The organism is Pseudomonas sp. NIBRBAC000502773 (genome assembly GCF_006517195.1).
Lineage (GTDB): Bacteria > Pseudomonadota > Gammaproteobacteria > Pseudomonadales > Pseudomonadaceae > Aquipseudomonas > Aquipseudomonas marginalis.
In genome coordinates this window covers 3,927,839-3,942,206 of record NZ_CP041189.1, presented here as the reverse complement: position 1 = coordinate 3,942,206, position 14,368 = coordinate 3,927,839, and the positions used below count along the sequence as shown (strand labels likewise).

Annotated in this window: 12 protein-coding genes; all 12 read right to left on the bottom strand. The window is 61.8% G+C overall.

Going from position 1 to position 14,368, the window contains the following annotated elements:
- Positions 1-9: 9 nt before the first annotated feature.
- Entirely contained in the window at positions 10-1,944 is a 1,935-nt protein-coding gene (locus tag NIBR502773_RS18080) for a methyl-accepting chemotaxis protein (protein ID WP_141156602.1), read from the bottom strand.
- A gap of 139 nt (positions 1,945-2,083) precedes the next feature.
- Complete coding sequence (locus tag NIBR502773_RS18075; protein ID WP_027604896.1) at positions 2,084-3,373, bottom strand: adenylosuccinate synthase; 1,290 nt, start codon at positions 3,371-3,373, stop codon at positions 2,084-2,086.
- A 54-nt stretch (positions 3,374-3,427) separates the two neighbouring features.
- Positions 3,428-4,615, bottom strand: a complete 1,188-nt coding sequence (locus NIBR502773_RS18070; RefSeq protein WP_141156601.1) for an ATP phosphoribosyltransferase regulatory subunit — start codon at positions 4,613-4,615, stop codon at positions 3,428-3,430.
- A 292-nt stretch (positions 4,616-4,907) separates the two neighbouring features.
- Positions 4,908-5,774 (bottom strand): protease modulator HflC, encoded by an 867-nt coding sequence (gene hflC, locus NIBR502773_RS18065; RefSeq protein ID WP_010213607.1) that lies wholly within the window; start codon positions 5,772-5,774, stop codon positions 4,908-4,910.
- Entirely contained in the window at positions 5,774-6,949 is a 1,176-nt protein-coding gene (gene hflK / locus NIBR502773_RS18060; RefSeq protein ID WP_065925625.1) for an FtsH protease activity modulator HflK, read from the bottom strand. Before hflK ends, hflC begins: the two co-directional genes overlap by 1 nt.
- Positions 6,950-7,045: 96 nt before the next feature.
- The gene (hflX, locus tag NIBR502773_RS18055) at positions 7,046-8,347 is read right to left on the bottom strand and encodes a ribosome rescue GTPase HflX (protein ID WP_027604899.1); all 1,302 of its coding nucleotides are present in this window, start codon (positions 8,345-8,347) and stop codon (positions 7,046-7,048) included.
- A gap of 12 nt (positions 8,348-8,359) precedes the next feature.
- Positions 8,360-8,620, bottom strand: a complete 261-nt coding sequence (gene hfq / locus NIBR502773_RS18050) for an RNA chaperone Hfq (protein ID WP_003171355.1) — start codon at positions 8,618-8,620, stop codon at positions 8,360-8,362.
- Positions 8,621-8,714: 94 nt separating this feature from the next.
- Positions 8,715-9,686: a tRNA (adenosine(37)-N6)-dimethylallyltransferase MiaA gene (gene miaA / locus NIBR502773_RS18045; protein ID WP_108573628.1), complete on the bottom strand. Its 972-nt coding sequence runs from the start codon at positions 9,684-9,686 to the stop codon at positions 8,715-8,717.
- Positions 9,686-11,599: a DNA mismatch repair endonuclease MutL gene (mutL, locus tag NIBR502773_RS18040; RefSeq protein ID WP_141156600.1), complete on the bottom strand. Its 1,914-nt coding sequence runs from the start codon at positions 11,597-11,599 to the stop codon at positions 9,686-9,688. Before mutL ends, miaA begins: the two co-directional genes overlap by 1 nt.
- Positions 11,599-13,020, bottom strand: coding sequence for an N-acetylmuramoyl-L-alanine amidase (locus NIBR502773_RS18035; protein WP_092489328.1), 1,422 nt, complete (start codon positions 13,018-13,020; stop codon positions 11,599-11,601). Before NIBR502773_RS18035 ends, mutL begins: the two co-directional genes overlap by 1 nt.
- Positions 13,021-13,035: 15 nt before the next feature.
- Positions 13,036-13,506 (bottom strand): tRNA (adenosine(37)-N6)-threonylcarbamoyltransferase complex ATPase subunit type 1 TsaE, encoded by a 471-nt coding sequence (gene tsaE, locus NIBR502773_RS18030; protein WP_141156599.1) that lies wholly within the window; start codon positions 13,504-13,506, stop codon positions 13,036-13,038.
- Positions 13,494-14,354: an NAD(P)H-hydrate dehydratase gene (locus NIBR502773_RS18025; protein WP_115486402.1), complete on the bottom strand. Its 861-nt coding sequence runs from the start codon at positions 14,352-14,354 to the stop codon at positions 13,494-13,496. Before NIBR502773_RS18025 ends, tsaE begins: the two co-directional genes overlap by 13 nt.
- Between the last annotated feature and the right edge of the window lie 14 nt (positions 14,355-14,368).

Genomic DNA, 14,368 nt, shown 5'->3' with positions numbered 1-14,368 from the left:
CAGACGACGCTAAGCCCGGAACTGCCCCAAGCTCGCCTTCAACTGCGCCGCCAACCCATCCAGCACCTTGCCACTGGCGGTAGTCTCCACCACCGCCTGCGCCGCACGCTCGGCCTGGGCATGGATCACCTCGACCCGGCCTCGTACCGCATGGGCGCCCTGGGCCTGATGCTCGGCGGCGCGGGTCGCCAGACCAATCGCTGCATGCACCTGCTCCACCGAGGCCTGCACCGTCTGCTGCAAGCGCACGCTGTCGCGCAGCACCAGCAAACCTTCGCTGGCCTGGCGCCCGGCCTTGCCGATGGTTTCCACTGCCTCCCGCGCGCCCTGCTGCAACGCGACGATATGCGCCTGGATATCGCCGGTAGAACTTTGGGTCTTACTGGCCAACGCGCGTACTTCGTCCGCCACCACCGCAAAGCCCCGCCCGGTCTCGCCCGCACGCGCGGCTTCAATGGCCGCGTTGAGCGCCAGCAGGTTGGTCTGCTCGGCGATACCATGGATGACCGTCAGCACCACTTCGATCTGCTCGCTTTGCTGGGCCAGGCGCTCGATAACCTGGGACCCGGCCTGGACCTGCCCCGCCAACGCCTCGATCAAACTGCCAACTTCGGCCGACGTGCGCGAGTTCTCGTCCGTCGCCTGACGAATATCCACCACCTGCTGCAACGCCGCCTGCATGGCGTGGCTTTCGGCCTGGGCCTCGTCGGCCATTTGCGACAGCGCGCGCAAACTCTCCGCCACCTCATCACGCTGCAAGCCAGCGGCCGCATCGGCGCCGGCATTGCGCAAGGTCATGGCGCCGATTTCCACGCCGGTACGCTGGGCCACATCGCCCGCCTCGCGCACGATGGGTTGCAACTTATCCACAAAGCGATTGACCGCCGAGGCCATGTCGCCGATTTCGTCCTTGCTGTTGATCTGCACGCGCTTGGTGAGGTCGCCCTCGCCTGCTGCCAGGTCATCCATGGCCGCGATAAGCAGTTTCAGGCGATTGACCACACGACGACCGAGAACCACGGCGATCAGCAGCAATACGCCGAAACCGACCAGCGCCAGCCCCATACCGATGCGCCAACGCAAGGTGCCGGCAGCCTCCTGCACGGCGCCGGTGGTGTTGACGGTCATCTGGGTCGCAGTGGCTTGCGCCGACTGCAGGCGAGCGCCCATGGCCGCCGCGCTATCCGCCGCGGCACCTTTGAGGCTGTCGCCGACCAACTGATCACCGCTGGCTATCAGTGCGGCAAAACGCTTGTCCAGCGCTTGCAGATCGGCCTCGACCGACGCGGTCGACACCCCCATGAGCACCTTGCCAATCTCCACGCCGTTAGGGCTGATGGACGCCTCGACGTAGAACACCGAAGGATCGTTCTTCGCGGCATTCAGGACCTTGTCCAGGGCGCGATCGCCTTGGCCTTTTTCCAGCAACGCCTTGTTGATCGGATTTTCGCGATTCAGATAACGAGTCAGGTGCTCACCCGCCGCGTCGTCATAGACCACGAACAGCACGTTGGGATTGCGCTGGGCGCGCCGGGCAAACTCGGACAGCGTTGGCACATCGCTGTCCCACATGGCGCGGGGCGCCACCGAGGCCAGCAGTTGCGCCATATCGTTGGCGGAGTCTTGCAGGTCTTTTTCCAGAGTCGCACGCAACTGTTTCTGCTCTGCCTGCAGGCGCTCGGAAAGCCCGGCGGTCAGACGCTGACGGGTACTGGTGGACAAGCTGTCCAGGCTCGACGTGACTTCCTTGCCGGCCTGGGCCAGTTCACCGGACAGCTTCTGGCTGTCGATGCCCAGGCGATTGCCTAAATCGGCCTCCAGCGCCGTGACTGTGCTCCGGGTGAGAGCGACCGCCACCAGCACTTGCACCAAAAGAGCGATACCTAGGGTAACGAACACCGGCCGCAACAGACGGCTTTGTAACAATGAGAGAACGGCAGACATCGGGAATCCCTCCATCACGGGTGCCATTAATTTGATAGCACCGCGAAAGAAAGAAACATAGCAAGGGTCGTGCCGCTTGGCATGCAGATACGACAAAGGGCTCCCGAAGGAGCCCTTTGCTTTTTACATCAATAGCTTATTAAGCGAACGGGTGACGCAGAACGATGGTCTCGTTGCGATCCGGGCCCGTCGAAATAATGTCAATCGGCGCACCGATCAGCTCTTCAACGCGCTTGATGTAGGCACGGGCATTGGCTGGCAACTCTTCCAGGGTCTTGGCACCCACGGTCGACTCGCTCCAGCCCGGCACTTCTTCGTACACAGGCTGCAGGCCCACGTAGCTGTCGGCGTCAACCGGGGCAACGTCCTTGCCTTCGGCATCTTTGTAGCCGACGCAGATGTTGATGGTTTCCAGGCCGTCGAGTACATCCAGCTTGGTGAAGCAGATGCCCGAGATGCTGTTCACATCGATCGCGCGACGCAGGATAACGGCGTCGAACCAGCCACAGCGACGAGCACGGCCGGTAGTCGCGCCGAATTCGTGACCTTGCTTGGCCAGGTGAGCACCGACTTCGTCGAACAGTTCGGTCGGGAACGGGCCCGAACCTACACGGGTGGTGTAGGCCTTGGTGATGCCGAGGATGTAGTCCAGGAACATAGGACCAACGCCCGAACCGGTAGCAACGCCGCCAGCAGTGGTGTTGGAGCTGGTCACGTACGGGTAGGTACCGTGGTCGATGTCCAGCAACGAACCCTGGGCGCCTTCGAACATGATGTCCTTGCCGGCGCGACGCAGGTCGTGCAGCTCGGCGGTCACATCCAGCATCAGCGGCTTGAGCAGCTCAGCGTATTCCTTGCACTCGGCCAGGGTCTTGTCGAATTCGATGGCTGGCTCTTTGTAGTAACCCACCAGCATGAAGTTGTGGTAATCCACCAGTTCACGCAGCTTGTCTTCAAAGCGCGGCATGTTGAGCAGGTCGCCCACACGCAGGCCACGACGTGCGACCTTGTCTTCGTAGGCCGGGCCGATGCCGCGACCGGTGGTACCGATCTTCAGCTCGCCACGGGCCTTTTCACGGGCCTGGTCCAGCGCGACGTGGAAGGACAGGATCAGCGGGCAGGACGGGCTGATACGCAGGCGCTCGCGCACCGGTACGCCTTTCTCTTCCAGCTTGGTGATCTCACGCAGCAGGGCATCCGGCGCAACCACGACGCCGTTGCCGATCAGGCACTGCACGCCTTCGCGCAGGACGCCCGATGGGATCAGGTGCAAGACGGTTTTTTCGCCATCGATGACCAGGGTGTGGCCAGCGTTGTGACCGCCTTGGTAGCGCACTACGGCGGCAGCATGTTCGGTCAGCAGATCAACGATCTTGCCTTTGCCCTCATCACCCCATTGGGTGCCCAGGACTACGACATTCTTACCCATAACACTTGTCCTCATTCGCGCAAACTTGGTGCCGGCGATGGCCGGCAGGAAAACTCAAGAAGCCAGTGGCGATACTTGCCAAAGCCCGTTCTGCAGAATCAATTGCCGGTCGCAGTCCGCTTCACGGGCGGCGGCCAATGGCTGCCCAGGCAATGCCTGGACAACACGCTGACCCTCACTGCGCAACTGGCAAACCTGCTGCCAGAGTGCTGCGTCCGTACTGTCGGGCATCCAGATGCCACCAGACGGCAGCTCGACCTCAGCACGCCCCAGGGTCACCAGGGTTTTCAAATCGGTGGAAAATCCGGTGGCCGGACGCGCACGACCGAAGTCGGCGCCGATGTCGTCGTAGCGACCACCTTGGGCGATGGCCTGGCCAACACCCGGCACAAACACCGCGAACACCACACCGGTGTGGTAGTGGTAACCGCGCAGCTCGCCCAAATCAAAATACAGCGGCAACTGCGGGAACCGCGCCGACAACCGCTCAGCAATCGCCAGCAGGTCATCCAGTGCAGCCAATACCGGCGCCGGCGCCTTGGCCAGGCGTTCACGTGCAGCCACCAGCACTTCACGGCCGCCACACAGGTTGACCAGTGCACGCAGCATCTCGGCCAGATCCGCAGGCACCCCAGCGGTCAAGGCGATGATTTCATCGATCGCCTTGCGCTGCAGGGCATCGAACAGCTGTTGCTCGGCTTCACCGGACAAACCGGCCGCACGGGCCAGGCCACGGTAGATACCCACGTGACCGAGGTCCATGTGGACATCTGGCACATCAGCCAGTTGCAGCATGGCCAGCATCAGGCTGATCACTTCAACGTCGCTGCTCGGGCTGGCATCACCGTACAACTCCGCGCCCAATTGGATCGGGCTGCGGGAGGACGACAAGGCACGCGGTTGAGCATGCAGCACGCTGCCGGCGTAGCACAGGCGGCTCGGGCCTTCGCGGCGCAGGGTGTGCGCATCGATGCGCGCCACTTGCGGCGTGATGTCGGCACGGAACCCCATTTGCCGGCCCGATTGCGGGTCGATGACCTTGAAGGTGCGCAGATCCAGGTCCTGGCCCGCGCCGGTCAGCAGGGATTCCAGGTACTCGATATGGGGGGTCACGACAAACTCGTAACCCCAGCTCTGGAACAGATCCAACACCTGGCGACGCGCTACTTCAATGCGCGCAGCTTCTGGTGGCAGTACTTCTTCGATGCCATCTGGCAGCAGCCAGCGGTCTACCGTTGCCATTACGCCATTCCCCTATGATCCGGGCGGCCAGCCCTCGGCCGAGCCTTGAGTGAAGCAGAAAATACCCGCCCCCTGCATAAACCACGCGCAAGAGCGACGTGACGAACGACCTGTTAACGGCCTCGTCGGGCACTTTCCTCGAAAAACCTGTCACGCCTGCCGAATCAAACATGCAGACGCAAAAAAGCCGGGAATTTCCCGGCTGCCGCATCATACACCCGTTTTCTGAAAGGATCACCCCGCCAGGCGTTTTAGCCGCCCGACGGAGCTCGTCCTACAAAATCACGGCTGGTTACTTGGACTTTTCCAGGTAGCGGAAGAAGTCGCTGCTTGGGTCCAGCACCATGACGTCGGTTTTGTTCGCGAAGCTTTCACGGTAGGCACGCAGGCTACGGTAGAACGCGTAGAACTCCTGGTCCTGGCCATAAGCCTTGGCGTAGATCGCCGCAGCTTGAGCATCACCGTCACCACGGGCCTCTTCAGACTCGCGATAGGCTTCTGCCAGCAGTACACGACGCTGACGGTCGGCATCCGCACGGATACCTTCAGCCAGCTCGTTACCCTTGGCACGGTGCTCACGGGCCTCACGCTCACGCTCGGTGCTCATGCGCTCGAACACGCTGCGGTTCACTTCCTTCGGCAAATCGATGGCCTTGACCCGAACATCGACAACTTCGATGCCCAGCTCTTTTTCCGCCATCGTGTTCAACGAACGGGTGATATCCGCCATCAGCGCATCACGTTCACCAGACACCACCTCGTGCAGGGTGCGCTTACCAAACTGGTCACGCAGGCCCGATTCCAGACGACGCGACAAACGCTCGTCGGCAATCTGCTTGAGGCCGGAGGTCGCAGTGTAGAAGCGCTCGGCGTCCTTGACGCGCCACTTGGCGTAGGCGTCAACCATCACGGCTTTCTTTTCTAGGGTCAGGAAGCGCTGTGTCGGTGCATCCAGGGTCATCAGGCGGGCGTCGAACTTGCGCACCTGGTTGACGTAGGGGACTTTCACATGCAGGCCCGGCTGGACATCCGCCTGGACCACGCGACCGAATTGCAGCAGCACCGCACGCTCGGTCTGAGCCACGATGTAGAAGCAGTTCCAGGCAGCGATGACCACGACGACGCCCACAATCAGGGCGGTCAGCGATTTATTGCTCATCAACGACTCTCCCTGGTACGTGTTTGCTGTTGCAGCAAGTCAGCGGCCGCACGGGCGCTCGCTTCATTGGCAGCGGCATTGGAACCGGTGGACGGTGCACTGGAGCTGCTGCGACCACCTTCGATCATCTTGTCCAGCGGCAGGTACAGCAGGTTGTTCTGCCCACCCTTGCTGCCGGTCACGAGGACCTTGCTGGTATTGCTGAAGACTTCCTGCATGGTGTCCAGGTACAGACGCTCACGCGTCACTTCAGGCGCCTTCCGGTACTCGGCGACCAGCTTGGTAAAGCGATCCGCTTCACCCTTGGCACGGGAGACCACTTCGTCACGGTAACCGTTGGCATCCTCAAGGATACGCTGGGCCTGGCCACGGGCTTCCGGCACGACGCCGTTGGCGTAGGTTTCAGCCTGGTTGCGCGAACGCTGTTCGTCTTCACGGGCGCGGATCACGTCGTCGAACGCTTCCTGCACTTCACGCGGTGCCGCTGCGCTCTGTACGTTCACCTGGGTGACGGTGATACCGGTGCGATAGGTATCGAGGAAGCGTTGCAGGCGCTCCTTGATTTCGCTGGCCATCAGTTCACGGCCTTCGGTCAGCACCTGGTCCATGGCGGTGGAACCCACCACGTGGCGCAGGGCGCTTTCGGTTGCGTGTTGCAGGCTGATTTCCGGCTGATCAACGTTCAGCACGAAGTCCTGCAGGTTGCTGATCTTGTACTGCACGGTCAGCGGCACTTCGACGATGTTCTCGTCTTCGGTCAGCATCTGGCCCTGCTTGGTGTAGGCACGCTCACGCGTGACGTTCTCCATGTACTTCTTGTCGATCGGCGGGAAATAGATATTCAGGCCAGGACCGACAGTCTCGTAGTACTTGCCGAAGCGCAGCACCACGGCTTGCTCCTGCTCGTCCACGACGTATACGGCGCTGTACAGCCATACGGCCGCCAACACGACAAGACCCAGGCCCAGCAGGCCGTAGCCGCCGCCCTTGCTGGTGCGACCACCTTCATCACCACCACGTTTTTTTCCACCACCGAACAACCCATTCAGGCTTTCCTGCAGCTTTCGGAAGGCCTCGTCGAGATCTGGTGGCCCCTTGCGGTCGCCATTATTGCGGCGCTTACCACCCCAAGGATCCTGATTATTCGAGTTGCCACCCGGCTCATTCCAAGCCATAGCGCTCTCCATCTGATAAAGCAAAGACGCACCCACGGCGCGCCGACCAATGCTACAGAATGCCTGCTACTGCGGCACAACCGCTTTCGGAGGCTTTTATTGCAAAGTGTGTTGTTCGATGAACTCTGTCGGTACTACGCCTTCACGGCTGACCAGCCGATTGAGCTCCGAGCGCGGCAATCGAACGGCCAGCAAGCTGACACCTTCTTCGTCGTGTTCTTCTTTCTGTACCGCGCCCAGCTCGAAAAACTGTGCACGCAGTCGAGCAAAACGCTGAGGCAAGCGCAAGGTGCCGACGAACAAATCGCTGCCGAGCAATTCGGCAATGGCTTGTTCAAGCAGCTCCAAACCACTGCCATCGCGCGCCGACAGCCAGACCCGCTGGGGCTTGCCGTTCTCGTCGCGCTGGATTTGTGGCTCAACGCCTTCAAGCAAATCGAGTTTGTTATAGACCTCGAGGATCGGCAAGTCCTGGGCACCAATCTCACCCAGCACGACCATCACCTGTTCAATCTGCAACATGCGATCCGGTTCGGCCGCATCGATCACGTGCAACAACAGGTCGGAATTGCTCGACTCTTCGAGCGTAGACCGAAATGCCTCGACCAGCTTGTGGGGCAGGTGCCGAATGAAACCCACGGTATCGGCCAGGACAATCGGCCCCAGGTCGTCAATATCCAGACGGCGCAAGGTCGGGTCGAGGGTAGCGAACAGTTGGTCAGCCGCGTACACGTCCGATTTGGTCACGTTGTTGAACAGCGTGGACTTGCCGGCGTTGGTATAGCCCACCAGCGATACGGTAGGGATATCGGCACGCGAACGGCCACGTCGCGATTGCTCGCGCTGGCTGCGCACCTTCTCCAGTCGGCCCTTGATCTGACGCAGGCGAACCCGCAGCAGGCGCCGGTCGGTTTCCAACTGGGTTTCACCCGGCCCCCGCATGCCGATACCGCCACCCTGACGCTCAAGGTGAGTCCAACCGCGAACCAGCCGGGTGCTCATATGGTCAAGCTGGGCCAGTTCTACCTGGAGCTTGCCCTCATGGGTACGGGCGCGTTGGGCGAAAATATCGAGAATCAGACCGGTGCGGTCGATCACGCGACACTCGAATACACGTTCGAGGTTACGTTCCTGACTGGGCGTGAGGGTGTGATTGAAGATTACCAGATCGGCTTCTTCGGCATGGACCAGGTCGCGCAGTTCCTCGACCTTGCCGCTGCCAATCAGGAATTTGGCGGTTGGCCGATGACGCGGCACGTTAAAAAACGCAACGGTCTCGGCGCCGGCCGAATTTGCCAACTCCTGAAACTCCTGCGGATCTTCGCGCGCCTCAGGGTCCTGTCCATCCAAATGAACGAGGATGACTCGCTCACCACCACCGTGGCGCTCAAAGAACAAAGGAGACTCCTATCAGGCGTTACCTGGCTCAGCGTCAGCTGCATCATCACCGGCGGCGCTAGGCAGACGGATTGGACGAACTGGAACCACTGTCGAGATAGCGTGCTTGTAGACCATCTGGCTGACGGTGTTTTTCAGCAGGATCACGAACTGGTCGAACGACTCGATCGTGCCTTGCAGCTTGATACCGTTGACCAGGTAGATGGAAACCCCCACTTTCTCTTTACGTAAAGTATTCAAGTAAGGGTCTTGTAGCGAATGCCCTTTTGACATGTGCCGCACTCCTTTAAGGATCAATAATAAAAAATCGGAAAATAGATAGCTTATGGCCGTCACACCCCCAAGGATAGACGGCAATTGCAAGGACTCAGCTCAATATGGAGACCGTTCCCAAGTATTTCAAGGCGCGTGACAGATTGTCGCTGTCCAGGCTGTCCAACCAGTGCAAATCGCTCCAGCTGCGCAGCCAGGTGAACTGGCGCTTCGCTAATTGGCGCGTGGCAATGATGCCGCGCTCCTGCATTTCGGCTGACGTCAGCTTGCCATCCAGATGATCCCAGACTTGGCGGTAGCCTACAGCACGGATCGAAGGTAACCCTGGATGCAGGTCACCTCTTGACCGCAGTGCTACGACCTCGTCCACAAACCCCTGTTCCAACATAATTGTGAATCTTTGTGCAATTCGTTCATGCAGCACCTGGCGATTTGCCGGAGCGATGGCCAGATTCGCCACAGTATAGGGCAATTGTGACTGTCCAGATGCGCCTGCATCAGCACTTTGCGCAGTTTGTTTCAGCCGCAGTTCAGTCATGGTCTGCCCGCTGACCCGCCAGACTTCCAGGGCGCGGCTGAGGCGCTGGGGATCATTGGGGTGAATGCGCGCGGCGGATACCGGGTCAACCGCTGCCAACTGGTCGTGCAGGGCTTGCCAGCCAAGGCGTGCAGCCTCTTCTTCGAGTTCGGCGCGCACCTGGGCATCGGCGGGTGGCATGTCGGCCAGCCCTTCCTGCAAAGCCTTGTAGTAGAGCATCGTGCCGCCCACCAGCAAGGGGATGTTGCCCCGCGCGGTGATTTGCGCCATGGCGGCCAGGGCGTCGGTGCGGAAATCCGCTGCGGAATAGCTCTCGGCCGGGTCGATGATGTCGATCAACCGATGCGGATACTGCGCCAGCAGCGCTTTGGAAGGCTTGGCGGTGCCGATGTCCATGTCCCGGTAAACCAGGGCAGAGTCGACACTGATCAGCTCGCACGGCAGCACTTTGGTGAGCTCGATGGCCAGGTCGGTCTTGCCGGCGGCCGTGGGGCCCATCAGGAAGATCGCGGGGGGCAAGGCACTCATCAACGGCCGCGCAAGAACAGTTTGTCCAGATCATCCAGGCCCATCTGGGTCCAGGTCGGACGGCCATGGTTGCACTGGCCACTGCGTTCGGTGTTTTCCATGTCGCGCAGCAGGCCGTTCATTTCCGGCAAGGCCAGGCGGCGATTGGCGCGGATAGCGCCGTGGCAGGCCATGGTGCCGAGCAGTTCGTTGATGTGTGCCTGGATACGGTCACTGGTGCCGTACTCCATCAGGTCAGCCAATACATCGGCCACCAGCCGGTTGGCCTCGGCCTGCTTGAGCAGCGCGGGAATCTGGCGAATCGCCAGGGTCTCCGGGCCCAGGCGCTGCAACTCGAATCCCAGTTTCTGGAACACACTGTGATGCTCTTCGGCGCAATCGGCCTCACGCTGGCTGACGGCCAGGGATTCCGGCACCAGCAACGGCTGGCCACTCAGGCCTTCGCTGGCCATGGCGATCTTCAGGCGCTCGTACATGATCCGCTCGTGGGCGGCGTGCATGTCCACCAGCACCAGGCCATGGGCATTTTCCGCGAGGATGTAGATGCCCTTGAGCTGCGCCAACGCGTAGCCCAGGGGTGGGATATCACCGCCACCTTCCGGCAAGGCCGCTGCGCCCGGCTCGGCACCCGGCAACGGCGCAAAGAACTCACGATAGGCAGCCTGCGCTTCGGCGACCGGCACGGCCGATTGCGGACGCGGTGTGTATTGGTACTGATAACCCGCTCCCGAGCCAGAGCCCGGCGCCGTATAGCTCGGCTGGGGTTGCGGCGATTGCAGCAGGTTTGCCGCCAGGCTCATTTCGCCCTGAGGGCCAAACTCGCCCGCTTCGGGGCCGCTCGGCCGCACCACCGCCGTCACGATGGGCGCAGACAACTGGTCATCCGGGCGCACATCGCCCAGGGCACGGTGCAAGGTGCCATAGAGGAAGTCATGCACCATGCGCCCGTCACGGAAGCGTACTTCGTGCTTGGTCGGGTGCACGTTGACGTCCACTACCGAAGGGTCGACCTCGAAAAACAGCACAAAGGTCGGATGCCGGCCGTTGAACAGCACATCGCGATAAGCCTGGCGCACCGCGTGGGCCACCAGTTTGTCGCGTACCGCGCGGCCATTCACAAAGAAATACTGCAAGTCCGCCTGGCTGCGGGAGAAGGTCGGCAAGCCCACCCAACCCCACAGGCGCAGGCCATTGCGTTCGATCTCAATCGGCAGCGCCTGCTCCAGGAACCCCGCACCGCACACTGCCGCGACACGGCGAGCACGCGCGGCGTCGTCGTTGGCTTCGTGCAGGCTAAGGATGGTCTTGCCGTTGTGGCGCAGGTGAAACGCCACATCGAAACGCGCCAGGGCCAGGCGCTTGATGACTTCTTGCAGGTGATCGAATTCGGTTTTTTCGGCCTTGAGGAATTTGCGCCGCGCCGGGGTGTTGAAGAACAGGTCGCGCACTTCCACCGAGGTGCCCACCGGGTGGGCAGCGGGCTGGACCCGAGGCGCCATGTCGCGGCCTTCGGTTTCCACCTGCCAGGCCTGCTCGGCATCACGGGTGCGCGACGTCAGGGTCAGGCGCGCCACGGAGCTGATGGAAGCCAATGCCTCACCGCGAAAGCCCAGGCTCATCACCCGCTCCAGGTCTTCCAGGTCGCGGATCTTGCTGGTGGCGTGACGGGCCAGGGCCAGCGGCAGGTCATCGGAGGAGATCCCACTGCCATCGTCGCGGACGCGCAGCAGCTTGACGCCGCCCTGCTCCACATCGACATCGATACGCCTGGCGCCGGAGTCGATGCTGTTCTCCAGCAACTCCTTGATCACCGAGGCCGGCCGTTCAACGACCTCGCCCGCCGCAATCTGGTTGGCGAGGCGCGGGCTGAGCAATTCAATGCGCGACCCGCTGTTCAAGACTGATTCGCTCATTACTGTGCCGCCAATTCAGTGCCGGGGATGGTCAATACCTGGCCGATTTTCAACTCATCGCTCTTCAGGTTGTTGGCGCTGCGCAGGGACGCGGCCGAGACCTGGAAACGCACGGCCAGCATGGCCACGGTGTCGCCGGGCTGCACGCGATGGTCGCGCGGGCCCTGGGCGATTTTGCCGGAGTCACGCAGCCAGGCAATGTAGGTGCCCGGCGGCGGGTTCTGCTGGAAGAACTGGCGCACGCCAGCACTGATGGAGCGCGCCAAGGCCTGCTGGTGGCTGGCACTGGCCAGCTTCGAGGCTTCGTTGGCGTTGGAGATAAACCCGGTTTCCACCAGGATCGATGGGATGTCCGGCGATTTCAACACCATGAACCCGGCCTGCTCCACGCGCTGCTTATGCAACGAGGTCACCCGGCCGATGTTGCTCAACACCTTCTGGCCGACGTTCAAGCTGGAGGTCAGCGAGGCCGTCATCGACAGGTCAAGCAGTACACCGGCGAGCATCTTGTCCTTGTCATCGAGGGACACGTTGCCGGCCCCGCCGATCAAGTCGGAACGGTTTTCGCTGTCGGCCAGCCAGCGGGCGGTCTCGGACGTGGCGCCGCGATCCGACAGAGCAAACACCGAGGCACCGAAGGCGGCAGCCGAAGGTGCGGCGTCGGCATGGATCGAGACGAACAGATCGGCGCCCTTCTTACGGGCGATTTCGGTACGGCCGCGCAACGGAATGAAGTAGTCGCCGGTACGGGTCAGTTCGGCGCGGTAGCCTTTCATGCCGTTGACCTGGCGCTGCAGCTCACGGGCGATGGCCAGCACCACGTCTTTCTCATGCTGGCCGCGCGAACCGGAGGCGCCCGGGTCTTCACCGCCGTGGCCGGCATCGATCACCACGATAATGTCGCGCTTGCCGGCCGGTGCTGGCGGCGGCGGTGGCAGCTTGACCTGGGGTTGGGACGGGTTGACCGGTACGGCCGGCACTGTCGCCACGGCCGGGGTTGGCGCCGGCGGCGGCGCGGCATCGGCGGCGTTGTCGAACAGATCGACCACCAGCCGGTTGCCGTATTGGGCGTTTGGCGCCAGGGAGAAACTTTTCGGGGTCACGACCTTTTTCAGGTCGATCACCACCCGCAGGTCGGTCGGCGTGCGCTGCGCCGAGCGCATGGCGGTAATCGGCGTGTTGGCGGTGGACACGTTCAACGGCGCGGCCAAGGTCGCACCATTGATATCGATCACCAAGCGATCGGGCGCCGTGAGGGTAAAGACACTGTGCTGGACCGGGCCAGACAGGTCGAACACCAGTCGCGTGTTATCCGGCGCCCGCCACAGGCGAACACTCTTCACCTGTGAAGCAGCCAGAGCATTGACAGTCATTGCCGCAAGCAACACCCCTACGACAGCAACCAACGCGCGAAAGCGCATACCTAACCCCACCAATTATTTGAATTCCAAAGCCAGAGCGACGCACCACGACTCACCGCGCGCACCCTGGGGCAACAACTTCAGCTGACGTCCGTGACCATGCGGCGTAATGGTAATGGTCAGGTCCGGCTTTGGCAAAAAGCCTGTGCCTTTATCTGGCCACTCGATCAGGCACAGCGCGTCTTCATCGAAGTAATCACGGATGCCCATGAACTCGAGTTCTTCGGGATCCACCAGGCGGTAGAGGTCGAAGTGGAAAGCCCGCACTGCGCCGATCTCGTAGGGTTCAACCAGAGTGAACGTGGGACTCTTGACCGCCCCCGTGTGGCCCAGACCGCGAATGATCCCCCGGGACAGCGTGGTCTTGCCCGCCCCCAGGTCGCCTTCAAGAAAGATCAGGCCTGACCCGGCCGTAACCTGGGCAATACGCTGACCTAACGCCACCATGGCGTCTTCATCGGCCAAGAAAAGAATTACTTCAGACACGGCGACTGTTCCTCCAGCAATTGACGAATGGCGGGTATCAGGTCGCTGGCGGCCAGCCCGCGACCAAAGCTGCCCTGACGATCCCCCGCCGTGGCGTGCAACCAGACAGCCAGGCAGCTGGCTTCATAGGCCGGCATGCCCTGGGCCAGCAGCGCACCTACCAGGCCGGCCAAAACGTCACCGAGGCCCGCCGTCGCCATCGCCGGATGGCCTTGGTCACAGCGTGAAACGCGCCCGTCCGGGCTGGCGATCAAACTGCCGGCACCCTTGAGGATAGCAACTGCCTTGAATTTCTGACTCAACGCGCGCGCCACCTTAAGACGGTCGGCCTGAACCTCGGCTGTCGAAATTCCCAACAAGCGCGCCGCCTCCCCCGGATGCGGAGTGATCACGCAATGGGCCGGCAGGCTCACGCTGCCAGTCGCCAGTTGATTGAGCGCATCGGCATCCCAGACCTGCGGCAGTCGAGCATTGGCTGCGACTGACAACAGGCTTTTGCCCCAGGCGGCTTCGCCCAGGCCGGGGCCAATGACGATTACCGAGATTTTTTCCAGCAAGCCCATCAACTGGTTGGCCGAACTCACGCCGACGCTCATGACTTCCGGCAAACGGGCCAGCGCGGCCGGCACGTGCTCAAGGCGAGTGGCCAGGGACACCATGCCCGCGCCACTGCGCAGGGCGCTTTCGGCACTCAACAGCGCGGCACCGCCAAAGCCACGGTCGCCGCCAATCATCAGCAGGTGGCCGAACTGGCCTTTATGGGCGTCCGGGGAACGCGCAGCCAGTTGCGGCAAATGGCCGTGCAACAAAGGCTGAACGTCGGTTATTTCGTGTTTTGTCTGCGGCATGCGTCTTCAAGCTC